The sequence below is a fragment of the Sinorhizobium sp. 22678 genome (assembly GCF_052044265.1).
GTDB classification, from domain to species: Bacteria; Pseudomonadota; Alphaproteobacteria; order Rhizobiales; family Rhizobiaceae; genus Sinorhizobium; species Sinorhizobium meliloti_A.
Genome location: NZ_JBQEMS010000034.1, coordinates 1 through 24,303, shown reverse-complemented (window position 1 = coordinate 24,303; position 24,303 = coordinate 1). Strand labels below are relative to the sequence as shown.

19 protein-coding genes and 5 pseudogenes are annotated in these 24,303 nt (G+C 60.7%); 7 read left to right on the top strand and 17 right to left on the bottom strand.

Features of this window, described 5'->3' with window-relative positions:
• Positions 1-2 precede the first annotated feature (2 nt).
• Positions 3-296, top strand: coding sequence for a DUF6522 family protein (locus ACTJKL_RS29510; RefSeq protein ID WP_440854538.1), 294 nt, complete (start codon positions 3-5; stop codon positions 294-296).
• A 92-nt stretch (positions 297-388) separates the two neighbouring features.
• Here ACTJKL_RS29510 and hmpA read toward each other — a convergent pair whose 3' ends face one another.
• The 8 genes from hmpA to ACTJKL_RS29470 all read right to left on the bottom strand — a co-directional run bounded on the left by hmpA (position 389) and on the right by ACTJKL_RS29470 (position 10,679).
• Positions 389-1,600, bottom strand: coding sequence for an NO-inducible flavohemoprotein (hmpA, locus tag ACTJKL_RS29505; protein WP_440854555.1), 1,212 nt, complete (start codon positions 1,598-1,600; stop codon positions 389-391).
• Positions 1,601-1,820: 220 nt separating this feature from the next.
• The gene (locus ACTJKL_RS29500; RefSeq protein WP_440854537.1) at positions 1,821-2,822 is read right to left on the bottom strand and encodes an FAD:protein FMN transferase; all 1,002 of its coding nucleotides are present in this window, start codon (positions 2,820-2,822) and stop codon (positions 1,821-1,823) included.
• A complete protein-coding gene (locus ACTJKL_RS29495; RefSeq protein WP_440854536.1) occupies positions 2,815-3,375 on the bottom strand; it encodes a nitrous oxide reductase accessory protein NosL in 561 nt (186 codons plus the stop codon). The genes ACTJKL_RS29500 and ACTJKL_RS29495 overlap by 8 nt, the downstream gene beginning before the upstream one ends.
• A complete protein-coding gene (locus ACTJKL_RS29490; RefSeq protein ID WP_440854535.1) occupies positions 3,372-4,199 on the bottom strand; it encodes an ABC transporter permease in 828 nt (275 codons plus the stop codon). The genes ACTJKL_RS29495 and ACTJKL_RS29490 overlap by 4 nt, the downstream gene beginning before the upstream one ends.
• Complete coding sequence (locus ACTJKL_RS29485) at positions 4,196-5,110, bottom strand: ABC transporter ATP-binding protein (RefSeq protein ID WP_440854534.1); 915 nt, start codon at positions 5,108-5,110, stop codon at positions 4,196-4,198. Before ACTJKL_RS29485 ends, ACTJKL_RS29490 begins: the two co-directional genes overlap by 4 nt.
• Positions 5,107-6,468: a nitrous oxide reductase family maturation protein NosD gene (locus tag ACTJKL_RS29480; protein WP_440854533.1), complete on the bottom strand. Its 1,362-nt coding sequence runs from the start codon at positions 6,466-6,468 to the stop codon at positions 5,107-5,109. The genes ACTJKL_RS29485 and ACTJKL_RS29480 overlap by 4 nt, the downstream gene beginning before the upstream one ends.
• Positions 6,468-8,387 carry a TAT-dependent nitrous-oxide reductase gene (gene nosZ / locus ACTJKL_RS29475; RefSeq protein ID WP_440854532.1) on the bottom strand — a complete coding sequence of 640 codons (1,920 nt, stop codon included), beginning with the start codon at positions 8,385-8,387 and terminating at the stop codon, positions 6,468-6,470. Before nosZ ends, ACTJKL_RS29480 begins: the two co-directional genes overlap by 1 nt.
• Positions 8,388-8,411: 24 nt before the next feature.
• Complete coding sequence (locus tag ACTJKL_RS29470; protein WP_440854531.1) at positions 8,412-10,679, bottom strand: 4Fe-4S binding protein; 2,268 nt, start codon at positions 10,677-10,679, stop codon at positions 8,412-8,414.
• Positions 10,680-10,850: 171 nt separating this feature from the next.
• Here ACTJKL_RS29470 and ACTJKL_RS29465 point away from each other — a divergent pair, with 171 nt between their 5' ends.
• The gene (locus tag ACTJKL_RS29465; protein ID WP_440854530.1) at positions 10,851-11,681 is read left to right on the top strand and encodes a ferritin-like domain-containing protein; all 831 of its coding nucleotides are present in this window, start codon (positions 10,851-10,853) and stop codon (positions 11,679-11,681) included.
• Positions 11,682-11,956: 275 nt separating this feature from the next.
• The gene (locus ACTJKL_RS29460; RefSeq protein WP_100674850.1) at positions 11,957-12,475 is read left to right on the top strand and encodes a GNAT family N-acetyltransferase; all 519 of its coding nucleotides are present in this window, start codon (positions 11,957-11,959) and stop codon (positions 12,473-12,475) included.
• A gap of 427 nt (positions 12,476-12,902) precedes the next feature.
• On the opposite strand, the gene ACTJKL_RS29455 is transcribed toward ACTJKL_RS29460, so the two are convergent.
• A complete protein-coding gene (locus ACTJKL_RS29455) occupies positions 12,903-13,220 on the bottom strand; it encodes a c-type cytochrome (protein ID WP_440854529.1) in 318 nt (105 codons plus the stop codon).
• Between the two features lie 58 nt (positions 13,221-13,278).
• Positions 13,279-15,602: pseudogene (locus ACTJKL_RS29450) on the bottom strand (heavy metal translocating P-type ATPase).
• A gap of 203 nt (positions 15,603-15,805) precedes the next feature.
• On the opposite strand from ACTJKL_RS29450, the gene ACTJKL_RS29445 reads away from it, so the two are divergent.
• Positions 15,806-16,483: a YoaK family protein gene (locus ACTJKL_RS29445; protein ID WP_440854528.1), complete on the top strand. Its 678-nt coding sequence runs from the start codon at positions 15,806-15,808 to the stop codon at positions 16,481-16,483.
• Positions 16,484-17,279: 796 nt separating this feature from the next.
• Here ACTJKL_RS29445 and ACTJKL_RS29440 read toward each other — a convergent pair.
• The 7 genes and pseudogenes from ACTJKL_RS29440 to ACTJKL_RS29410 all read right to left on the bottom strand — a co-directional run bounded on the left by ACTJKL_RS29440 (position 17,280) and on the right by ACTJKL_RS29410 (position 21,634).
• Positions 17,280-17,639: a response regulator gene (locus ACTJKL_RS29440; protein ID WP_440854527.1), complete on the bottom strand. Its 360-nt coding sequence runs from the start codon at positions 17,637-17,639 to the stop codon at positions 17,280-17,282.
• A 16-nt stretch (positions 17,640-17,655) separates the two neighbouring features.
• Complete coding sequence (locus ACTJKL_RS29435) at positions 17,656-18,654, bottom strand: sensor histidine kinase (protein ID WP_440854526.1); 999 nt, start codon at positions 18,652-18,654, stop codon at positions 17,656-17,658.
• 187 nt (positions 18,655-18,841) lie between these two features.
• A pseudogene (locus tag ACTJKL_RS29430) lies at positions 18,842-18,995 on the bottom strand (EsV-1-7 cysteine-rich motif-containing protein).
• Positions 18,988-19,431 (bottom strand): annotated as a pseudogene (locus tag ACTJKL_RS29425) (hypothetical protein). The pseudogenes ACTJKL_RS29430 and ACTJKL_RS29425 overlap by 8 nt, the downstream one beginning before the upstream one ends.
• A pseudogene (locus ACTJKL_RS29420) lies at positions 19,431-19,676 on the bottom strand (L,D-transpeptidase); the annotation flags it as partial. The pseudogenes ACTJKL_RS29420 and ACTJKL_RS29425, both read right to left, overlap by 1 nt.
• Positions 19,677-20,085: 409 nt before the next feature.
• Positions 20,086-20,697 carry a class I SAM-dependent methyltransferase gene (locus tag ACTJKL_RS29415; protein WP_440854525.1) on the bottom strand — a complete coding sequence of 204 codons (612 nt, stop codon included), beginning with the start codon at positions 20,695-20,697 and terminating at the stop codon, positions 20,086-20,088.
• Between the two features lie 148 nt (positions 20,698-20,845).
• On the bottom strand, positions 20,846-21,634 hold the full coding sequence (locus ACTJKL_RS29410) for a MauE/DoxX family redox-associated membrane protein (protein WP_440854524.1): 789 nt from the start codon (positions 21,632-21,634) through the stop codon (positions 20,846-20,848).
• A gap of 54 nt (positions 21,635-21,688) precedes the next feature.
• On the opposite strand from ACTJKL_RS29410, the gene ACTJKL_RS29405 reads away from it, so the two are divergent.
• The 3 genes and pseudogenes from ACTJKL_RS29405 (at position 21,689) to ACTJKL_RS29395 (ending at position 24,228) form a co-directional block, all read left to right on the top strand.
• Positions 21,689-22,093 (top strand): MerR family transcriptional regulator, encoded by a 405-nt coding sequence (locus tag ACTJKL_RS29405; RefSeq protein WP_440854523.1) that lies wholly within the window; start codon positions 21,689-21,691, stop codon positions 22,091-22,093.
• A 50-nt stretch (positions 22,094-22,143) separates the two neighbouring features.
• Positions 22,144-22,362: pseudogene (locus ACTJKL_RS29400) on the top strand (IS110 family RNA-guided transposase); the annotation flags it as partial.
• A gap of 438 nt (positions 22,363-22,800) precedes the next feature.
• Positions 22,801-24,228 carry an ISNCY family transposase gene (locus ACTJKL_RS29395; RefSeq protein ID WP_440852859.1) on the top strand — a complete coding sequence of 476 codons (1,428 nt, stop codon included), beginning with the start codon at positions 22,801-22,803 and terminating at the stop codon, positions 24,226-24,228.
• Positions 24,229-24,303: the final 75 nt, after the last annotated feature.

Here is a 24,303-nt window from a genome sequence, read left to right as displayed (position 1 = left end):
TCATGCAGGTTCAACGAAATCAAAATGGAGATTTCACATTCGACCCCGCTGCGCTCGCGGATCGTTTCCAGCTCTCAAGCGACGACTTGCGTCGGAACATCCGTAGGGGACTCGTCACCAGCACGGTCGAGCGCGGCGAGGGTGAAGACGCTGGCACGTGCCGCTTGCGCGTCAAAATCGGGAACCGAATATGGACCGCAATCCTGAACAGCGAGGATCGCGTGATCAGCGAAGAAATTTCCTTTTATCGCGCGAGCTCGCGTACTGAGATCAAACTGGCGTCAGACGGATCTTGACCCAGACCATTCGCAGGGAAAGGCCAGCCGCGGCCAGTCTGAAGGCCGGCCCCTCGGCCCTTGGTCGAAAACCGCTTCGTCCGGTGGTACCCTCACTCGGCGAATAAATTGGGGCCGAATACTTCGTAGTGAATATGCGCTTCGGAAATGCCAAGGCTGAGCAGCTTGTCGTGCTGCATGCGCATGAACGGAACCGGTCCGCAGATGTAATAGTCGGCCTCCTCGAGGAGGATGCTGTCCTTGATCTCCTCGACGTCGACCAATCCGGGAAAATCGTAGTCATGCCCCTCGATATCCGTCGGCAGGGGCTCGTTGTAGAAGATGAACAGCTTGAATTCCGGGTAGGTGCGGGAGGCTTCCTTCAGACGGTCACGCATCGCATGCACTGCGCTGTTTCGTGCGCCATGCACGAACACGACCTTCCGCGGCGGTGTCTGGAGCGCCTTCTTCAGCATACTGACCATCGGCGTCAGACCGACCCCGCCGCTGATCAGAACGATCGGCGTCGTCGCGGTGACGTCGATGTAGAAATTCCCGTAGGGAGCGGCGAGCTTGAGTTCATCGCCGACATTGACATCATCGTGCAGCAAGGACGAGACGTAGCCGGGCGTCCCCAAGCTGCCATCTTCTCTCTTGACGGAAATGCGATAGTTGCGTCCGTTCGGAGAATCCGAAAGGCTGTATTGGCGTATCTGCTGGTACCCGAGCTTGGGCACATGCACCGCGACACTCGTGTACTGTCCAGGCTCGAAATCCGCCACCTGTCCACCGTCCGCCGGCTCCAGAACGAATGAGGTGATGACATCGCTCTCCGGGTGCTTCTCACGGACGATAAAACGACGCCAGCCGGTCCAACCACCGGAGCGTTCGTCCGAGCGCTCATAGAGCTCACTCTCCATGCCAGCCAAAATATCCGCCAGATTGCCGTAGGCCTGTGCCCAGGCTGATATGATTTCATCTGTCGCGGCATCTCCCAGCACCTCCTTGATAGATGCAAGCAGATGTTCTCCGACGATGGTGTATTGTTCCGGTCGCACGCCAAGGCTGGCGTGCTTATGGGCGATATCCTTCAGCACCGCCGAAAGGCTCTCCGGATTTTCGATGTTGGCTGCATAGGCGTAGACGGCGCGTGCGAGCGCTTGCTGTTGCTCGCCCCTTTCCTGGTGCGCCATGTTGAATATGTTCTTGAGTTCCGGGTGCGCCTGAAACATCCGCTTATAGAAATGCTGGATGATCGCGTGCCCGTGCTGAGCGAGCACTGGGGCCGTGGCTTTGACGATATCTTTGGTCTTCTGGGTCAGCATTTGGGGCTCTCCTTTGGCCACTGAACGGCTCTTCAAACCGGGGCGCTCTGACTGCGCCGGGTTCAACATACGAGTGCAGCTGTCTCGGCTGCACTGACTGTGCATCATTCCGCTGACGCTGACGCAGACCTTGAATTCTACTCAGCAATAGAGCGGAATTGCGCGGATTGAGCTTCAGATCTTGTCGTTTTCTGACCCCCGGATCTTTGGACCACCGGCGTCACGCACGGCCGCACCGCTCGTGCGCACCCGAAGTAGAGATCATTTCAACGGTCAGTTCCGAATGGTGCTCGCACGCGATGCGAACAGCCGAACTGCCCATGAGGCTGAAGGCGGTTGAGAAGGCGTCGGCAGCCGTCGCAGTCGGGGCTACGACGCTGACCCGTCGATAGAGTCTTGGCGTTGCCCCGCTCAGCGGGTCGAGAATGTGGCCGAACCGGCCGGAGCCGCCGAATTGGAAGCCGTCCGGGCTCGAGGTCGCGACGGCCCTGTTGACGAGGTTCAGTACGCTGTCCGGCGTGCCGGCATCTTCTCGCGTCGCAAGTCCGACCCGCCACGGCCGGCCGTCGTGCTGCGCCCCGATGGCGCGTGTTTCGCCCATGCTGACGAGACTGTTTGCCATACCCGCATCCTTGAGCAGGCCGACGATCCGGTCGGTGATGTAGCCCTGCGCTATGCCATTGAGGGTCAGCCCCATTCCCGGTTGGGAGAATACGACGCGATCGCGGTTGAACTTGAGCTTGTCCATGCCGACGCGCGACAATGCGCGCCTCTTCGCGGCCTCCGGCGGTCCCGCAGGATCAGCGTCGCTGGCGGAAAAGTGCTCTGCATAGAGCGTCCACAGAGGTTGAACGGTGGGGTCGAAGGCACCACCAGTCGCCACCCAGAAGTCATGGCTCGCCTCGAGCAGGTTCACCAGATCCGACGGCGGAGCGGCGATCGCTCCGGTTCGGTTCAGTTCGGAGAGGACGGAATCGCTCTGGTAAAGACTGAACACCCTCTCGAGGCGCGACACCTCGGCAACGACACGGTCTATGAGCCGCGCCGCGGCTGCCTGGCTCTCTAAGTTCAGGATCAGTGTCGCGGGCGCGCCCAGGGCGCGGCCTGTCCACGTCAACGCGGCCACTGCGGCTTCGGCACGTCCGCCAGTGTCCAGCAGCGGGAGTCCGGCGGCAGCGGCCATGATGCAGATCGCCCGGCGGCGCGTAATCGGGCTAACCATGAGTTTGAGCCTCCCCATGGCTCTCGGTTTCGATTCCCGCGCCGTACTCGGAGGCCCCGGTCCCCAGTACATAGTCCTTGGGAATTTCCTCGAATCCGGTCACCCGGCCGCCATTCCTTGCAGCGAAATCCCGTGCAGCGCGTTCGCTCGAAAACGGCACCGCCTCCTCGGCCCCCATTCCGCCCCTTACCTTGCTGCCGATGACGTAGAACGCCTTTGTCGCGTCGATCCAGTTCTGCGCTCCCGGCTCCCCCCAGCTCGGCGCTGCGCCCATGTCCGATACATAGATCGCGGCGACGTCCTTGGGTTCCTCCGGTAACATCGTAAAGGCGACGGCGTCCCGCGCCGAAGAGAACCAGATGGGTTCGGGGATGTCCTGCAGGATGATCTGGCCCTTCGGCCCCGGATGCTCGAGGACGTTCATGCCGCAGTAGCGTCCCATTGCGTCGGCCGTGAGCGCATAGGGGGAGGGCATCATCGCATCCTCCTCCTTCTGGCAGCCGGCAAGGACAAGCGTTGCGGCGAGGATGGCAGTGGCGACCGTGAACCTCATAGCTCCCTCCTTGAGAAGATCAACGTGGCGAATCCGAGCGGTGCGAGCGTCCAGAACCCGAACGCTGCAAGCAGGACGGGCGCGGAAAGGCCGGTGTGGTCGGCGACGCCTCCCAGGGCCGAAAGAGCGCGTGCCCCACCGGAACCGAGGTTGAGCAGGCGGTAGACGTCGGTCGGGTTGGCGAGCAGGAGCAGGTTGAGCAGCCCGGTCGGAATGGGCAGCCCCTGCGCGGCAACGAGGCCGCCGAGCAGCGCCATGTCGTAGATCAACACGAAGAACAGCCAGATTCCAATCGCGATGCCCCCGGCCGTCGCGCGCTCCCTGGCCACCGAGCTTATCAGATAGCCGATCGACGCAAACACGGCGCCAAGGAGGATCGAGGATGCGATCATCGACCCGAAGGCCCGCCAGCTATCCGGTCCGACAGCGCTTCCCGTCGCGACCAGCGCCGCAGCAGCCGCGCCGTAGCCGAAGAGCGTCGCGAAGGCGAGTATCGCCAGATGACCGAGGAACTTCCCGAAGACGACCTCGCGGCGTCCGATAGGATTGCTGAGGAGAAGCAGCATCGTTCCTCGCTCCATCTCGCCGACGATCGCGTCATGCGACAGCAGGAGGGCGATCAACGGCACGAGGAAGATGGTCAGGCTCGAGAGGCTGACGATGACGACATCAAGCTTGTCGACGCCCACGCTACCGGTCGGCACGCTGCCAAGGAAGGACAGCGTCAGGGCAAGTGCGGTCAGTAGCAAGGTGGTTGCCAATACCCACCGGTTCCGCATGCCTTCCTGGATTTCTTTCCCGGCGAGGGTGATTATATTGCTCATTTCGTTACCCCGCCCTTGAGAAAATGCGCGTAAAGGTCATCAAGCGTCGGTTCAGTGATCGTCAAGCCGGAGAGCAGTGCAGCATCCGCGGTGATCTCATGCAGCAGCGAGATCTTGCGGTCCGAGGAAACTTCCGCGTCGAGGACGCCGTGCGGGCTGCGGCACCATTTCATGCCGCCGTTCAGCCAGGCAGGCGTGGCGTCGGCCTGGGAGAGCGTCAGGCTGATTCGCGTCGGCAGCCGGGCGATGCCACGAAGCTCCGCAAGTGTTCCGTCTGCGATCTTCACGCCATTGTTGACGATGATCACGCGATCGGCGCGGCCCTCGAGTTCGGTAAGGGCATGCGACGAGAGCAGCACGGTGGTGCCCTTTGCCCGCAGTTCGGTGATCAGCTCGTAGAAGTTCCGCCGCAGGGCCGGGTCGAGTCCGCTAGTGGGTTCGTCGAGCAGCAGGATCCGTGGCGTGCCGAGCAGGGCCTGCGCCAGGCCCAGGCGTTGTCGCATGCCCTTGGAATAGGTCCGGACGGGCCGGTCGACGGCTTCCTCGGCTAGCCCGACGCGCTCGAAAAGATCGCTGGCGGCTACACAGTCCACCCGCTTCAGCCGTGCGTAGAAGCGCAGAGTCTCCCTCCCTGTCAGCGCCATGTTGAAGGAGACGCTCTCCGGGAGATAACCGAGGCGTTGCCGTACCGCGAAGTCGCCCGTCGCCGGGTTCTCTCCGAGGACACGCACCAGACCTTTTGTCGGCCGGATAAGGCCGAGCATCAGCTTGATGAGGGTGGTCTTGCCGGCGCCGTTATGCCCGACGAGCGCGACAGTTTCGGCTGCTCCCAATCCGAAAGAAATGTCCCGCACTACGGTCGAGTTTCCGTAGCACTTGCTGACGTTGACTATCTCGACTGTCCCGGTCATTGCACGACCTTCCTGTCTGCCGGCACCATCAGCGGGTGGCTGTCGACGACGCCGCCGGGCAGGATCGCCGGAAACTGCGCCTGCGCCCAGCGGATCACCTGGACGGCGGGGCTAGTGGTCAGCAGCTTTGCCTGCGGGGAAGTCCATAACACCTTGTCGATTAGATCATTCGGTCTGTAGGGGCTATCGCCAACACCGTCGCCGTTGAGGTCGAAGGCGGGGTTGTCGCTCCAGTAATTGCCCTGTCCTTCAGACGACCAATCGAGGTGGCGCGTACCAACATACTTGACCTGATTTCGATTGCTGACGAAGGAGTTGCCGCTGATCAGGTTGCCCTCCGAGCCTGCGGTGAAGTGGATGCCGATCGCGCAGCCCTCGAACACGTTGTTCCGAAAGCGGTTCTTGTTAGCATTGTAGATGAAGACGCATTTTTCCGGCCCAAGTCGGCGGCCTTCAACTCCTGTCTGTTTCTCGTCCTCGGCCTTCGGAACGCCGTGCTCCGAGGACCGCGCCTTCAGCCAGCGGTCCGCCGGCTGAAGGCGGCCGACGACGATGTTCCCGGTGATCCGGGAGTTGTTCGCGTAGTTCAACAGAAGTCCGTGGTCGCGATCCCCGTCCGAGCGATTGCCTTCTATCTTGAGGCGGTTGGAATACATGATCGCATAGCCGACAGCGTTGCCCGTCGAGACGTTGTCGCTGATTTCGCTGTCGTTCGTGTACATGTAATGCACTGCGAACCGCAGTTGACGAAAGCGATTGCCGCTGAAGACATTCCGCTTGCTCGTTTTGCTGAAAATACCATCGCGCCCGTAGCTGACGTCATTGTCGACGACCCGCGCGCCCGGCGCATTCCAGACCGATATGCCGTCCCCCGCCTCGCTGATCCTGCCCTCGCGCAAGCCGATGATCCGGTTGCCTAGTGCCCAGGCGTCTCGTGCACCGTGAAGATAGATGCCGACGAGATTGCCGATGATCGCGTTCTTCTCCACGCGCGCTCCGGTCGCCGTCTGTGCCACGAAGATGCCGGAGTCCATTCCAGAAAGGTCCTTGCCCGAGCCTCTGATTTCGAGGCCGCGGACGATCGACTGCGGCGCCTTCACGGTTATCACGCTGCCTTTGCCGTTGCCCATGATAAGGGCTCCGGGTTCGCCTTCGAGCGTCAGCGTTTTGCCGATTGTAACCGGTCCCTGATGTTCGCCTTGCAGCACGATGACGTCGCCGGGCGAGGCGCGGTCGAGCACAGCCTGGAGCGGTAACCCGTCGGCAGCCTTCCGAATCGTCGCGGCTGAGACGGGACAGGCGAGGATGACGGCGGCAAGCGCCGCCATCCCGAAAGCCGATATGTTCGTCCGAACCATCAGGCGCCCTGCGCCTCCACGAGCATGCGGCCCTTCATCTCCATGTGCATCGCATGGCAGAACCAGGTGCAGTAGTACCAGTAGACCCCCGGCCTGCTCGCCTTGAAGGTGACGGAAGCGGTCGCTTGCGGTGCCACCTCCATGTTGATGCCGTAGTTGACGATGCAGAATCCATGCGTGAGGTCCTCGACTTCGTCGATATTCGTCACATAGACCGTGACCTCGTCGCCCTGCTTGACGGTGAAATCTTCCAGCCCGAAGGCCGGGGCGGCGGACGTCATGTAGACGCGGACCTTGTTGCCGTCTCGGATGACTTCCGAATCGACCATCAGGTCGATGTTGTCGGCCTTAGCCTGCGCGACCGCATCGGCGAAGAAAGGATCGTCCCTGTTCCAGACATGGACGGGGTTGATCTTGGAGGCATGGACGATCGTCGCGTCATGGGGTTCGGCAAAGGTCGGGTTGTCGTGCACGAGTACCATCTCGTCGCCCGAAATGTCGATCAGTTGGTCGTTTTCCGGCTTGAGCGGGCCGACGTTCAGGTAACGGTCCTTGGAGAACTTGTTCAGCGAAATTAGCCATTTGCCGTCCGCTTCCTTGGTCTGCCCCATGGACGTGTGGTTGTGGCCGGGCTGGTAATGGACATCGAGCTTGTGGCGAATGGGATCGACCTTCTCGCCCGCATAGGCCCGCTTGGCGTCCTCGATGTTCCATTTGCAAATTTGGCTGTCGATGAACAATGTCGTGTAGGCGTTGCCCTTGCCGTCGTAGGCGGTATGCAAGGGACCGAGACCGAGTTCCGGCTCGGCGACAACGGTGTCGCGGGGCTGGATCTTGTCATCGAAGAGATCATCGAACTTGCGTACGTCGAACACGGTCACGGTCGGCGAGAGCTTGCCATTCGCAACGACGTGGATGCCGTCGGGCGCCGTGTTGATGCCGTGCGGACTGTTCGGCACGGGCACGTAGCGCGTGTAGGGCGAACCCTTGCGGCCGTCCAGCACCGGCACGCCGCCGATTTCCTTGTAGTCACCCTTTGCGACTGCCTCCTCGATCCGCTTCAGGTTGAAGATGACGACCCAGTCCTGCTCGCTCGCCATCATGTCCGCCAGGGTAAAGCCCTCTTCGGAATTGTAGCAGGTGGCAAAGCAGTACTTGCCCTGGTAGTCGGCGTCGACGTTGTCGAGGTTGCCGTCGACCATTACTTGCCAGGCGACCTCCATCGTCTCACCGTCCACGGCGGTGAATATCGCCTGGTAGGAGTTCTTATCGCCCATGGTCTTGCCGTCATTCGGGACTGGCACGGCGTCCTCGCCATTGCAGAAGACGTATCCGGTCTTCGGATATTTCTGGACCCGAAGCCCGTGGACAGTGTGCTGGTTCGGAAGCTGGATGATCTTGTCGCACTTCATGACGTCGAGCCGAATGCGGCAGACGCGGGAGTTGGATTTGTCGTTGGCGTAGAGGTAGCGCCCGTCATAGGTGCCGTCGGTGAACGACGGATGCGGATGGTGAAGGTCGCCGTTCAGGTAAAGACCCCCCTGATCCTTCAGGAACTCGACCGTTTCCGGCAGCAGCCCCTCGGTCATGACCTTGCGGCTTTCGTTGGTCTGGCCCCAACCGGTGGCACTGCACCGGTTGAAGACGGGTATCCGCATCATCTCGCGCATCGAGGGTGCGCCGAGAATACGGATTTCGCCCGACTGCCCGGATGAGAAGAACACGTAGTATTCGTCGAGCTCGCCCGGCTTCACTTCGTAGCTTCCGTCGGAAGCCGCCTGCGCCTTGGCCGGGGTCGCCGTGCCGCCAGAAAGCGTCAGCGCACCGCCTGCGCTCATAGCGCCGGCCGCCGCCATAAAGGCGGTGGTGCCAAGCATCTGTCGCCTGTTCAGACGCATCTTAGTTTCTTCGTTTGACATTGTGCCTCTCCTTGGATGTTGGCTTCAGACGGGATTTTCCGGCGTCGTTTCAGTCTTTCTGATCGGGGCGCCCTTATGGGTCACGACGGTCTTCGACGGCACTTCCCCCCGCGAAACCGGCGTCGAAAGCGCCATGAACTTTTCGCGCTTCAGCCGCACCTGAATCATGTGCGGGCAGCGCTGATCGTCGTGGTAAAGCTCCTGGCAATGCATGCAGTAGATGCATTCGTTGACGTTGATGGCACCCTCCGGATGGATGGACTGGACCGGGCATTCCTTGGCGCAACGCTGGCAGGGCGAGCCGCATTCCGGCCACCGTTTCAGCCACTCGAACATGCGGATCCGGCCAGGAATGGCGAGTGCTGCGCCCAGCGGGCAAAGGTAGCGGCAGTAGAACCGTTCGATGAAAAGGCCGGCGGCGAGCACGGTGAGCGCAAACACGACGAAGGGCCATTCGCGGGCGAACTTCAGGATGATCGCCGTCTTGAACGGCTCCACTTCAGAAAACATCTCGGCAAGCGCGAGAGAGTAGAGCGACAGTCCGAACAGGCCGAGGAAGATGATGTATTTGATCGGCCAGAGACGCTCATGCAGGCCCCAGGGCACTCTCACCTGAGGCACCTTCAGCAATCGCGCGACATTATTGGTCAGTTCCTGCAGGGCGCCGAACGGACATAGCCAACCGCAGAAGGGGCCGCGCCCCCAAAACAGCAGAGCAGCGGCCACGCTGCCCCACAAAAGGAAGACCAGAGGTGCGGAGAGGAAGAACTCCCAGTGGAATCCCGTCACCAGGGAGTTAAAAAATGTCAGGACGTTAACAACGGAGAGCTGGGCGTTCGCGTACCAGCCGAGCCACACCAGCGTGAAGAGCAGATAGCCGCGTCTGACCAAGGCAAACAGCGCCGGCCGCTTCACCAGCCAGTCCTGGAAGAAGAAGATCAGGGTCAGGACGAGCACGGCGGCTACCGTGACCGCCACCGACAGCCGGTTCATGTCCCACATTTTCACCCAGAGGGGCTGCTCTTCCGCAATCGCGTCGGCGGGTGCGGCCTGTTCGGCGGCGCTGACCGGTGGTGCCTGTGCGGTGGCTGTCTCGACGGTTACATACGCGTCGGGGAGGGTGTAACCCAGATTATAGGGCAGAACGGCCTTTTCGCGCCCGCCGGCACTTCGCTGCACCAGCAACTGCAGCTCCCAGGGGGCGGTCACATCGAAATCGAACTCTGCCGGAATCACAAATAGGGCGATTTCGCGCAGCCGCGGCGCACCGACCGCCGCGAGCGCCGGCAGCCTCGTATGATAGCGGTCGCGGAACCGCAGCCCCTGGCCCTCCTGGAGCAGTTCGATGCGGTCGAAAATACCGCCCCGAACGTAGCCCGAACCCTTGAACGAATAGGCGCCATCTCCCGCGACGATTATCGCTTCCTCTCCGGGTTTCAGCTTATGGCGCATCTGCTCGTAACGAGCATCTCCGAGCAGCGACCTTCCGATTGCCGGCACGCTGACCGGCGCGACGTAGAGATCGATGAACCGGTCGCCGGGGTTGTGGGTCTCGGGCCGGCCTGCGGCGGCTTGCTGACCGGCCTGCCGAAACGCTTCGGAGACCTCGCCGACTGTCAGCCGTAGACTTCGAACGGAGCCGTCCCCGATCAAGGTCTGCCAGTCGCTCGTATCAGTCTTGTCAAGATCAAGCTTGCGGATCTCGGTGGTGGATCCGGCCGCCGTTCCAGCATCCATACCAAGCCTGCCGCTGCGGATCAGCTTGACGGAGGAACGGACGATGCTGTCGCCCATGACGAGGACGGTTACGGTGGCACCGCTGACGATATCGACTTGCGGGGGCCGATCGGCCCCTGCCGAGACGCGCCCGAGGTCCTTGCCGATGAGGGCATTGACCGAGGCGACGACCTTCGCTTCCGGAATGCCTATTAAAACGATCGGTTCCTTATGGTCGACAAGCTTAAGCCCGCGTACGACGCCTTTCGGATTGATTCCAACTACGACATGGATGGGCTTGCCGGAATAGCCGACGGAGCTTGTGACATCGGAATTGAGATACGCGTAACCCAGCAGGCTGTCGCCGCGGAAGACGGGTGCGATCGGCGGATCGCCGGTGACCTCGCCGAAGCGGGTTGCACCAGGAAATATTTGCTGCGGCTGCACCTTTTGAAGGTAGTTGGAAAGTTGGCCCGCGGCCATGCTTGGACCGGCTAACAAGATGGCCATGCAGAGAGCGACGAGGCCGCGAAGAAGGCGTTTAATGTGGTTCTTTTGTATCGCTGCTTGGTACATCGGATTTCCTAGGCCCACGGAGCCACTGCATCGCGGCCATTTCGCACGGCCCGAAATGTATTTCTTTGCGCCAGATCAACTTGATTAACTTCAACTCGGTCCAATGTGTCGAAGGTCGAGAAGATCGAGCTCAAATTGCGCTACTTGCGCGTGCCACCGGGAGAGCAGGACATGCCGCAAAAGAGAACCGAACCCTGGGTAATGGCGTCGATGACAGAGTTGCTGTCGTTCGCCCGAGCAATGGAGCAGGAGGCTGTCGACGGCTATGTCGCCCTGGCAGCGCGCATGCGCGCCGAAGAACGCCCCGACCTCGCCGCAGTCTTCGACGGCCTTGTTGCGGAAGAGCAGGGGCATCTCGGAAAGGTGGACCAATGGCTAGGCGAGAGAGCGCCACAACCGGTCAACCTCCCAGAACCGTTCTTCGACGACGAGGGGGCGGGCGTTGTCGCTCCGGAGCTGCTGACGTCGTACCGCGCGTTTTCCATGGCGGTGCGCAACGAGGAGCGGGCCTTCGTCTTCTGGACCTATGCGGCGGCGCATGCGCCTTCCGAGGCAATCAGGCAGGCCGCCGAGCGACTGGCAAGGGAGGAACTGGGTCATGTGGCGACACTGCGTCGCGAGCGCCGCCGCGCCTTTCACGAAATACGCCGCGCGGAAGGCGACTCAATAAGGGAGGACTTGCCGACGCTCGAAGGGCGGCTCGCCGAACTGTTGATGCGCATCCCTGCGGCTGCACCCGGAGAAACTGCGGAGCGGTTGCGCGGCTTGGCGAACGAGGCGCAGGAGCGCGCGACCGCTCTAATAGCAACGCCGCCTGGCGAAACGCCTCTCTTGCAGCACGTTCCCGCGAACGTCACCGGGCGGCTGGTCCCACTCTGCGAATTCCTGCTCGATTGTTATCTCGACCTTGCGGAACACGAAAGCACCGAGTCGGCAAGAGTTCGGATGCAGTCGTTCGCCAGCGACATCATCCGCTGCCTCTATGCAGCACGGGACCTTTAGGCTGCTGCCCGGTGGCACCGTCGCAGGCACTGGGCCACTCCGGCGCTGAAGCCACTAATCCATAGACGATTAGCTTTGATTTCGCCATCCGCTGGTACATCGGCGAAGCGGAGAGGCATTACCCCAGACGCTCCGAGCCGTTTTGATTGGTTTCCTGCGGTGAAGAGGAGATTGATCCGGAACAATGCGCTCCATTCTCCTTTGACTAAATGTTCAGCAATCATCTTCCGCTTGCATTTGTCGGAAGGGAGAAGGCGCAGCCAAAGGAGACCACTATGGGAAACGGGACCGCAAATCTGATTACCCGAACAGGCCTTAAAATTCGCGTCAGGGCCGTTCGAACCGAAGATGAGCCGATGCTTGCCGAATTCTTCACCCATGTCACCAAAGAGGACCTGAGTTTTCGTTATCTTGCTGGCCTAAACGAGGTCGGCAAGGAGCGGATCGCGGCCCTCACCAATGTCGATCACGTCCGGACGGAGAATTACCTGGCCTTCGGCGAGAGCGGCGATCCGTTGATCGCCACTGCCATGCTGGCCTGTGATCCCGCATTCGAGCGAGGCGAGGTGGCAATCAGCATTCGCTCGGACTACAAGAATCTGGGCGTTGGCTGGGAGCTCCTCGGATTTCTCTCGCGGGTCGCCGAGGCAAAGGGCGTCAAGGTGCTCGAGTCGATCGAGCGGCGCGAGAACCGTGCGGCGATCGAAATCGAGCAGCAGATGGGATTCACCACCGTGACCGATCCCGACGACCCCACGATCCTCCTCGTCCGGAAGGAACTCAGAGCTGCGTGAGACGCCGTACGTAAGCAATTTTTGTTCGGCCGGAGCATGCTTTCCGGCCGGAGTGCTGACATCTCCAGTCTGGACCACGATACCGTGAATGACTGTGGCAAGTTCAAACGCAACCGCGGAAACTGGAGCTCGCTCCACTTCCAGACTTGCGAGGACGGCCAGCTTTTTCGGTTGTTGTTCCTGCAGCGGCTTGCGGATTCCGTTGGAAGTTGAAGGCGTATCAATCAGTTCCGAAACTTCCGCCGTAGCTCGCCGCCAAGAATCAAGCCGGCTGCGACGGCCGCGAAACCGTAATTCCCAGCTATCCTTCCGTTCAGCAGAGGCCTACCGACAGGCCGATCGTGAGTCAGTCGGTTAGTGGCCAGAGATAACTGATTTCGGTGGCTGCGCTCACACTGCGTTATCGATTCGCGACGATGGACTAGCGCTATTTCGCCTTCATGTACGCAACGAGATCGGCAATCTCGGCGCGTGTCAGGGATAGATTTGGCATGCGGGAGTGGTGAGGGGTAGCCAAGAATGCCGAAAGGCTTCTCTCGTCAAAACGTTCCGATGCACCAATCTGAGCGAACGTCGGAACAGTATCAGAGCCGCGAACTTGTCCAGGTGCAACGACGTGACACTCGCTACACCAGCGTTGGGCGATGGCGCGGCCGTGGAGCCGATCGGCCGCGGGGGCCTCGCCAGTGACAATCAGAAGGAGGGCAACGGTGCCAGCACATTGCAGACCACATATTCGCTTCATTGCAGCCGTGTCCTAATGGTTGACCAGCAACTCGTACCAGCCGATGCGTCTATTCGTTTTACTCGTGCTCGAGCGATCGATAGATTTCCAGCTCCTGGGCGAAGTGGAGGCGAGTGATAGCTTCCAGACCGTGCAGCAGGCGCTGGATCTCGTAACGCTGTGCCGGGCTCGACGCATGTTCGCCAAAGGCTTGTCGAAGCAAAGTGAGGCTGTGGACCTGACGCTGGATCTCCATGTGAGTTCTGCTCATGCCGGCAAGAGCATCCGGCGCGCCTGCCTGCCTGCGCAGCTTGGGATAGACTTCCTCGTCATCCTGGCGTTCGTGCGGAAGAAGACGTTGTCGTAGCAGAGTATCTAAGTGCGCAAGCTGATTACGGACCTCATCTTCCGGGAGGTCCTGGATGCGCGCGCTTGTATGACGTATCTCGTCCACAACATCCATCAGGGCACGATGCTCGGCTTCGAGCTTCAGGAGCTCTGCATGCTCCAAACGTGTTGTTTTCCTCCAACCGCGCATGGGGCCGCCTAGCGCGCGCAGTGCATTCAAGATGGCGACGATGTCGATTGCTTCCTGCAGCAGCGCGCCCTGAACCGGTGTCAGATAGCCAAAGGCGGCCGCAACCATGCCAGCGGCGGACAAGGCCATACCCATATAGACGCTCTGGAGGGCTATGCCGCGTGAGCGGTGCGCGATGCGGATGGCGCTGACGAGGCGATCGAGCCGGTCCACCAGGATGACCACGTCCGCCGCTTCGGAGGAGGCGGCAGCCCCACGCGCGCCCATGGCTACCCCGACGTCGGCGGCTGCGAGCGCCGGTGCGTCGTTGACGCCATCGCCGACCATCATGACCGGTCCTGCCGCTCTTTCCTCTACCACAATTCGGGTTTTGTCTTCGGGCTTCAATTCAGCGGCAACCTTGTCCAGTCTCAAAAAGGACTGGAGACTCTCCGCCAGCTCGGTACGATCGCCAGTCGCAAGCACGATCCGTCCGACGCCGGCCTCCCGCAATTGCCGCAGCACGCTGCCGACCTCTGGCCTGACCTCGTCGGCGAGGAGAAACGCGCCCGCGAGAACTCGGTCCATGGCAGCGAGCACCGAGACGACGCCATCCCTCCGGATCCACGTCCGTATGTCTCGCGAGAAGGCGGTCTCATCGATCCTTGCGCTGATGAAATCCCAGCCGCCCACCGCGATTTCGTGGCCATCTATGTTGCCGCTCACGCCCGAACCCGCCGATTCCCGAGTTCCGGATGGTGCAACGAGTTGCAGGCCCCGCTCTCTTGCGGCTGCGACCAAGGCGCGGGCAATCACGTGATGTGAGCCCTGATCCAGCGATGCCGCCAGCCGCAGCACCTCCAGAGGGTTGAGATCGGTGCGCGACTTGAGCTCTATAAGGTGGGCCCGGCCGTCTGTAATCGTCCCTGTTTTGTCGAGGATTACTGTCTTGATGCGCGCAAGCATCTCCAGCGCGCCTCCGCCTTTCACGAGCACCCCCTTGCCGCGCAACGGGAAACTCCGGCGATGATCGCCACCGGGACCGCGAGAATGAGCGGGCACGGCGTTGCAATGACCAGCACGGCGAGCGCGCGGACCGGCTCCCCGCTTATGGCCCAGGCGCCGCCGGCGAGGAGCAGCGTGACCGCAAGAAACCCCAGCGCATAACGGTCCGCAAGCCGAACGATAGGCGCCTTCACGGCTTTTGCCGCCTCCACTAGCCTGACGATTGCCGCATAGGTGCTGTCGCTCGCCGCGCTCGAGGCGACCATTTCGAAGGCATCGCCGGCGTTTGTCGTGCCGCTCGTCACTGGCTCTCCGGAGAGGCGCCGGATCGGCATTGCCTCGCCCGTCAAGGCCGACTCGTCCAGCACAGCGATGCCATCCACCACGCTTCCATCGACCGGCACCACCTCGCCACGGCGTATCAGGATTCGGTCGCCAGGATGGAGTTCTTCTATGTTAACTTCCTGCAACTGCCCGTCCGCGTAACACACGGCGGTGCGCGGTACCCGGTTGAGCAGCGCTGTCAGTTCTCGGCGTGCGCGCCTTTGGGCGAAATCCTCGAGCGCCTCGCCACCCGTGTACATCAGTGCGACGATGGTGCCGGTCAGGTACTCGCCGAGAATGAGGGCACCGCCCATCGCGAGGGCCGCGATGAGATCCAGCCCGAATTCCTTCCGTCCCAGACTGATCGCGATCTCGGTCAGGAGGCTCGCCAGGATCACCGCGGTGCCGGCAGCCCACGACGCGGCGCTGAGGTCGGGCCGGCCCGCGAGCCAGGTGACTGAGCCGGCGAGGATGGCTACAGCGATGAGGGCAAGGAGAAGGCGCTTGCCCAGCTCTTCCCCTTGCCAAATCGGCGCAAAATCTCGGCTCCTGGTCAAGGTACTCTCCAACAGATCTCGTGAAGAATATTGGATCCCAGAACCGTTGTCTTGATTCTGCGCAATATCCCGCAAGAACCCCACCGGCGAGCCAAAAAACGCATGGCAATGGGAATCGCGGCGTCGTTCGCAGCGCATCGCGAGCTTGCAACTCCGCACCGGGTTTGCTTTTACTCGGCGGGGGTTCACTTGGATCATCACAAATGACGGTACAGCGGCGGCGGCGCATCATTAAGCGTCAGAGAAGTTCTGTTGGTTTGGCGCTTGTCGCTGCAATATCGTTCCTCGCAGGCATGACCGACGCCATGGGGCTAATGTCCCTCGGGGATTTTGTGTCTTTCATGAGTGGCAACACGACTCGCGCATCCGTCGCTCTGATCCAGGCGGACGTCGCGCGGGGAGTGCTTCTCATCGGGGGACTCATGACCTTCGTGATAGGGAACGCCGCGGGAGTGATGGTCTCGATCAGGTTCAGGCCGCATTCTGTTTTGCTGTTCGTATCCGTTCTGCTCGCATGCGCAGCCCTGTTAGCTGATCGAAGAGAGATGCAGTTCCTTTTACTAATTCTGGCGATGGGAGCCATTAACGCCTCTGTCGAACAGATCGAAGGGCTGCCGGTCGGCTTAACATATGTTACCGGGGCACTGTCACGCTTCGGACGCGGCTTGGGACGCTGGGTGATGGGCATCCGCAGCACGCACTGGGTCATCCAAATCGTGCCGTGGCTCGGCATGATGGCAGGAGCCATTTCAGGGGCAGCCCTCGTGCAAGAAATAGGAAGGCTGGCCCTGTGGATCCCGTCGGCTGCAGCCCTGTTATTGACAGCAGTCGCGATCCAAATACCCCGTCGCTGGCAAAGTAGATTCATTCAACATCGTTAGTGGTTATCCCCATGTGAACTGCCCATACTCCATTTGCAAAGCCGCTCGCTGCCTCTCCTTCAAATCGGAAGTGCTTTCAACCTTACTCGGACGTCTCAGGATCGCGATGGGCGTCCAGCCATGCGACATCGCCTCCAACTCACGAACGATCTCGTGCTTGGCGAAAAGATTGAATATGCTGCCCTGGACGGTGCGTTCTTGGCGCATTGGCGGGTCCGGCCGTTGCGGGTTTGTCTTTAGAATCAGTGGCTTGATGCTAAAGTGTACCAAAACCGCCGGGCCTTGCCCGCACAAAAAAGGCGCTTTCCCGCAATAATTTTTGATACTTGCTGTTTATGGATGGGCACTAGTCTAGAGCAGTGCCCCACGCCATTGGGCTGGGCACTGCTTGGCTTGTGCTGGTCTTGCTTGGATCGAACGGAATTCTGCAACTCGTCGGCGTAAGACTTCAGTCCTATTCCAAATACGTTGTACGCCCTTAATTGACTTAGATGTCCAAGATAGTATCAACGATAATTATTCTATTGCTGATTCTCGTCATGCTCGTGATGGCGATCTACGGCATCGTTGGGGTTCAACGGCTAATCTGATCCCCCAGCTTAGCGGCAAGAAAAGCAGCGCTCCGGCTAAGTCGACGTTCTGAGGAGAGACTTACTCAACACCTTGACAAACCGGCGAGCTCGCGTGAATGTTCCGACGAAATCAGATGAGCTCCAAGAAATCTTTTGTGGCAGACCTGCGAACGTCGCCGCCATCATCGTCGTCGGCCACCAGCCTTGCCAATTCCGCACCAACGTCAAGCGGATCCGACGAGTCGTTCCAGAGCCGCGAACAGTCGGCGCTCCTCGGTCGGCTTGCCGACATTTGGCGCTCCGATCAAAACGTCGCCGCCGATGAGCTCCGGTCTGGAATAGGCGCTCGCCACAACAAACGGTACGTTTCGGGCGCGGAGCTCCTCTGCCAATACCGTGACCACCCCGTCTTTCAAGCTCACGTCTAGAAGAGCTACTTCAGGCAGTTCGTCGCCCAACAAAAGCAGCGCCTCTTTCACGGTCGCGGCCGGTCCGAGCACCTCCCAGCCGCGGCTCTCAAGCAGCAGCTTAAGATCAATCGCGATCAGGAACTCGTCCTCCACGACCAGCACAGTCTTCCGCATGCGATCAGCCTCGGGGTCATGAGACCGATCCTAACGGGGCGACGATCTCCACCTCCAAACCCGTCGACGCATAGTTCAGTTCCAACCGTCCTCCGAGTTCGCGAGTGGCGGCAAACTTAATGAGCTTCGTGCCGAACCCAGGAGATGCCGGCGGCGGTACCGGCGGTCCGCCGCTCTCCCGCCAGACCAGCCTCAAATGTGGAGCGCTCGCATGCTCGATCTCCCATCTGACGCGGACCTGCCCCGTCGCCCCGGAAAGGGCGCCGTACTTGATTGCGTTGGTGGCGAGTTCGTGCAGGATGAGGCTTAGCGACATCACCTGCCCCGATGCAAGTGGCACTGGCGGGCCGGGCTCGACGAGAACTCCGGCGCGATTCGCTGCATAGGGTTCCAACGTCCGTTCGATAAGTTCCTTCAAGTCGGCGCCGGCGCCATCCGAGAAAGCCGCTTCGTGCGCCTGTATGAGTGCATTGAACCGGCCAAGGAACGCGTCGCGGTACTCCTCGGCCGACCGGCCCTCCGTCGAGGTTTGGCGCGCCATTGCCTGAACCAGGGCGAGCAGGTTTTTCACGCGGTGCCGGAGTTCGCCCAACAGGACGTCCTTTTCTGCTTCGCGCTCACGGCGCTTCGTCGCATCGACGATTGAGAGCAGCAAGGTGCGGCTGTTATTGTCCGGATGGAACAGCCGGTGTGCGCTCACGAGCATTGTCCTGCGACCGAGGCTCGGAAAATCGTGCTCTACTTCATAGTCGACCACTGCGGTGCTCTTGGGGATTACCTCATCAAGCAGGCGGCGAAGCTCCGGGATGTCCCATTGCCGATTGCCGAGCTCGTAGAAGTGCTGCCCGATCGTTTCGTCGCGGCCCACATTGAATGCGGCAAAGAAGGCCCGACTGGCACTCTGGACACGAAGGTTCTCGTCAAGGATAAGCAGCGGATCGGGGACGGTGTCGAATATGCCCTGCGCTTGGACATGGCCATTTCGCAAGAGCCGATAGAGTTCTTCCAAATTCATTTCTGTTCCCCTGACGCTAGACTGAACAATCATACTACTGCGACCGTGCGCCCGCAAAACGACAATTGATCGCGGCCGTCGGCGCGGAAGCAGCTGCGTCGTGGCGACCGAACCGCTACGCAGCGCTGCGATTGCACGGGTGTCGGGGACGAGTTCAATGCCGCGACTGGGCCTCATGGCGCGACCTTCATTCCGGCTGATGCTCAGCGCAGAACCAGTTCGGCTCCGCCCGGCCGACGGCGAAGCCGAAGCTGCCCCATCTGGTGCAGCCCGGGTGCTCGCAGTAGTGGATATAGGGGTCCGGCGTCGTAATGAGGCTTGGCGCCTAGTTCGTCACTCATCCAGGTCGCCTCCTCTTCCTTCAGAGCTATGGCGACTCGTTGGGCTTCAAAGTTGGGGTGATCTCGACCGGCGCCAAACTGCTGCTCGAACGCCATTTCCCAATTCGGATGGCATGAGGTGCTGACGTGCCTCAGCGGCTCGAAATGGTATCGCGACAGCAGGGCGGCCGAGATTATCCGCGCGATTTCCTTGCGCGTCCTATCTGCTTTCAGCCGATCACGGTCGCAGGCGGCCCGCCGCAGTTCAAGCGGGATCGAGTAGAGCGTCTGCGTTACAAATGGCGCGATCGCTGGAGATCGCAGCACCGCCTCCACGTCGACGCAAAGGCGCCGAAGGATTCGGCAATCCCTTGGCGAGTTCCCGAACGCCGCGGACATCGACGGGACGGCGATACTGGTCGAGGCCGGCGTAGGCCCGCCTCTGGTGCGCAGGCATTCGTTCGAACCATGAATGCGGTAGAGAGTGTTACCCAGGTAGAGGGTCCGCGCGCCGAGCGGATTGTCAGGCCTGCCGACCATATGTGTCGGGAGATCCGGTCTTCGAGCGAGCATGTCCGCCGGCGGGCGCCAATCCGGCCCAGGACGTTTGGCGGTCACCGTCTCGGTTCCGCGCCAGCCATAGCCTTCTCGACCGACGCCCACGCTGTAGCGAGTGGCTGTTCCACCAGCCTCGACGTAGTAAAATGTCCCTCGGCCCTTTGTTGTTCTCGGCTGCCTGAGGACGTTGTGCCCTGCCGAGCGCAGCGTGAAAGTTGTTTTCTGCCGAATGGCTTGACGAGCGCAAACATTGCTGGCGAGCAAGACGCTGAAGGTTGATCGGCTGAGTCAAAGGGGCCCCTTGTCCTTGGCGGTCGGGAATTCCATGCTGTCCTGATTGGGATCCGGTAAGCTTTGTGACACCGAGATGACGACCGTAGGATACAACCAACAGTATCAGCAACCCTCATATCTTGGGGGCTGTTGCAATTTCAAAATGCCGAAGGTTCCGTATCAGAAGTTCAGCCGATCCACGCCTTGTTCGTTCATGCTCACGTTCATCACGGTAACGACTACTTCATCGGGAGAAGTTGGGCGACCCTGGCGGCGCGCATCACTCCGGACGGGCGCTGCCTTCGTACATGAACGTCATCGGTTTCGGTCCCTGCATGTATCCGGTCTCGACCCGCTCGATCCGGAAGCCGCCGCATTCGATCATTGACCGGATCGGACGATTGAGGTGACAGCCGCCGCTGATCCGCCGCCAGACAGGCGTGAGAGTATCCTGCCACCAGCGTACTCCCCGGTCGGGCGCAAGGCCGTGTTCAACAAACAACAGTTTTCCGCCAGGTCTGAGCACGCGACGCATTTCCGTCAGCGCCGCGGCGGCGTCCGGGATCGTGCATAGCGTCCAGGTCGTCACGACGGTGTCGACGCTCCTATCGTCGAGCGGTATGGCCTCGGCAGACGCGTCGATGAAGCTGACGGGCAAGTCGGGACGCCGGGCTTCGCGGGCCATCGCCACAAGACCCGCGGACGGCTCGAGCGCCAGAACTTCACCTACCGAAGGGCCGTAAAACGGGAGGTTTAAGCCAGAGCCGACGCCGATTTCCAGAGCTCGCCCCTGCGCAGCGCCGATTACGCGCTCGCGGTAGGGGCGCAGACGTTCGTTGCGCATCGAGAGATCGCATAGCTTCGGCAAGATCACGTCCCGATAGATGCCCATGGTCGTTCTCCCGCTTGGACTCTCCCTCAGATCGTGGTTTGTGGCAAACCGCTCCGGGGTAGGCGGAACGCATCGTCCTTGCCGAATGCGCCGGTACGCCACTCTCGACGACCCGCACGATCATCGGGCGCGTTTGCATCGCGCTGCTTTACATGGCGTGGGTTGGTATGAGCCCAATGCCTCCAGCGACCATCCAGACTGCCATCGCGATCATCATCAGGTTCTCGGTGAGCGAGATGAAACCAAGGGGGACGTTGCTCGATCCGCCGACGCAGGCGCACTTCAATTCACGCTTGTCGATGTAAACCGCCTTGAAGACCGAAACAGCCCCTACCGTACCGATGAACATCGCGACTGGAACAGACAACCAGTTCAGAGCGCCTGCCACCATGAGCACGCCAGCCAGTCCCTCGGCATAGGGATAGATGTAGCTGTATGGGACCCAGCGCTTTGCCAAGAGGTCATAATTCAGGAACATCGTCGCAAAGCTCTCGACGTTCTGGAGTTTCATCATCGCCAGAACCACCATCGAGAAGGCGATGAACCATGCGGCTGCGCGCAAGGTGAATGGAGTTCCGTTGACGGCATAGCTCGCCGCCATCGCCGTGAGTGCCGTCAGCGTGAACAGCACCATAACCGGGCGATAGCTGGTCGCCTTCGGCTCGGTTACGGGCTTTCCGAGAAAACGACGCAAATCGTCGTAGCCGCCGACCCGCTTGCCATCGACGAAGACCTGAGGCGTCGTCGGCACGCCGTGCTGCGCCTTGAAAGCGTCCGTCTCCTCGCGGGTGGTCAGGTGATGGTCGTCCACCTCGTAGCCTGACCGCTGCAGCAGGTCCTTTGCCTTCAGCCCGTAGGGGCAGGTGTGGCCTGGCATCACCATCCGGTACAGGACGGCCTTCCTGGCCAGATTCTGCGGATTGGTCCTGTCCAACATTTTCACATCTCCTTGTTCTTGTGAAATCGTTGGCAGGACTATAGGTTCCGTAGCATGGTACAGAGTCAAGACCTTCAAGAACTGACGATCGGGAAATTTGCAGCTGCCGGAGGCGTGGGTGTTGAGACCATTCGTTTCTACCAGCGCAAGGGGCTGCTGGCGACGCCGAAGCGGTTAGAAGGCGTGCGCCACTATGGAGGCGAAGACGTGCGCCGACTCCGTTTCATCAAACAGGCGCAGGCGGCCGGTTTCACGCTTGAGGAGATTGGGCAGCTTCTGGCACTGGATGCCGGGCACAACCGCTCGGCCGCACGGGAACTGGCGAAGAAGAGGCTTGAACAGCTGGATGCCAAGATTGGAGAGCTTAATCGGGCTCGGGAAGCACTCCGTAAGCTGGTCTCTGAATGCGCAGAGGACAAGACCGGGCCTTGCCCGATCCTGGCTTCCTTTGGAGTTTGAATTCGGATCAGGTCGGCCGCGGAGGGATTCGGTTCGAGCGTCATAACATAATGATGCGAACGCTGCTCTATGAAGCGGCTCAAGTAATGCTAACGGTGGTCAGGAAATGGTCCTGGCTTAAGGCGTGGGCGATGAGTATTGCCAAACGTCGCGGCCATCAAAAGGCAATTGTGGCCTTGGCACGCCGACTGGCTGTGATCATGCACCGCATGTGGAGTGATGGTACGGACTTCCAGTGGTCAAAGGACTCCGGATGGGCGAAGGCCTGACCATCTTACACGGCTGGATTCCACCGCCGGTGGAAAGAGGTCCTTCACGGGCCGATGAATGAAGTGAGTCCGCTATGGAACTCGTACCGATCGGCTTCACCGACCAGGACGCGTCTTAGATTGTTCAACTTCATTCTACTGATCCCATAATGGGGGGGCAAAGGCCGCGATCCCGAAGAGAAGCAAGGCTCCGTACGACATCAACTAACGGTGAAGGTGGAAGGCTCGATAGCGCTTGACCTCAAGACGCCGAATTGAGAAGTTCCATAATATGCGTTATCTGATTTTACAATTGTAGCGGCAGTTTAGAGATGCGACATATGAGCCAGTTAGAGATGCGACAGTCGTCGCCTCTCGGGATGCTGGTCAAACGTCAACGTTTGGAAGGAAGACTGGCGACGTGAAGCGTGGTTGAGACCATGAGCGTTCGGAGTCGTCATGTCTTGTTTGATCACCATGTCGCAGAAGGAATTGCATCGTCTTGAACTCATACAGCGGATTCGCGGTGGCAGCCTGACCGTCGTCGAGGCGGCCGCGTTGCTTCGTCTCAGCCGCAGTCAGGTCCACCGGCTGTTGCAGGCCTATGACCTGGACGGCGCCGACGGTCTCGTGTCGAAGAAGCGCGGCCGTCCGAGCAACCGGCGTCATAGCGAGGATTTCCGCAACCTGGTGCTCGATCTGGTGCGTGAGCATTACGGGGATTTTGGACCAACGTTGGCGGCCGAGAAGCTGCTGGAGCGCCACCGGATTGCCGTCAGCAAGGAGACGCTGCGTCAGTGGATGATGGAAGTCGGCATCTGGGTGTCGCGACGCGAGCGCAAGAAGCGGGTCTTCCAGCCGCGCGGCCGGCGCGATTGTTTCGGCGAACTCGTTCAGATCGACGGCTCGCTTCATTGGTGGTTCGAAGGCCGCGGCCCCAAATGCGCCCTGCTCGTCTATATCGACGATGCCACCGGCAAGCTGTTGCACTTACGCTTCGCCGGATCGGAGAACACCTTCGACTATCTGCACGCGACGAAGGCCTACCTGCAGCAATGGGGCAAGCCGATCGCCTTCTATAGCGACAAGCATGGCGTCTTCCGCACCACCCATGCTTCCAAGAAGGACAGAACCAGTGGCCTGACGCAGTTCGGGCGAGCCCTTTATGAACTCAACATCGACATCATCTGCGCCAACACCCCGCAGGCCAAGGGACGCGTCGAGCGCGCCAACCAGACGCTGCAGGATCGCCTCGTCAAGGAACTGCGGCTGCGCGGCATCGACACGATCGCGGCGGCGAATGCCTATGCGCCGGAGTTCATGGCCGACTTCAATCGCCGCTTTGGCAAGGCGCCGCGCAATCCGAAGGACATGCATCGGCCGTTTGCCGCGCATGAGAACCTCGATGGCGCGATGTGCCGCAAGGAGATCCGCAAGCTGTCGCAGTCGCTGACGCTGCGCTATGACAAGGTGATGTTCATCCTCGATCCGACCGACCTCGCCACGGCGCTCGCCGGCAAGAAGGTCATTGTCTGCGACTATCCCGACGGTCGCCTCGAGGTCACCCATGAGGGGACGTCCCTGCCCTACAGAACCTTCGACACGCTGCGCTCGGTGCACCGCTGCGAGGTGGTTGAGAACAAGCGCCTTGATGACATGCTGGCGGTGGTGGCCGAGATGCAGGCCGGACGAGAGCAACAGCGCAGCAAGGGCGGGCCGCGCCGCACCGGCCAGACGGACCATATGTTCGGCATTCGCGACGGCAGCCAGAGCAATGGCTATCAAAAGCGCGGCACGAAGCCTGGCCGGAAGACGGATTTTACCAAGGATCCGGTGGTCATCGCCAAGCGCCAGCAAGCCCTTGCGCAGCTGAAAGCGGCGGAGTGATCGGGATGTCAAAGCTAAAGTTTATCTTGCAGCTGGAGCCATCCGCCGCCGACCGGGCTGCGCAACCCTGACCAG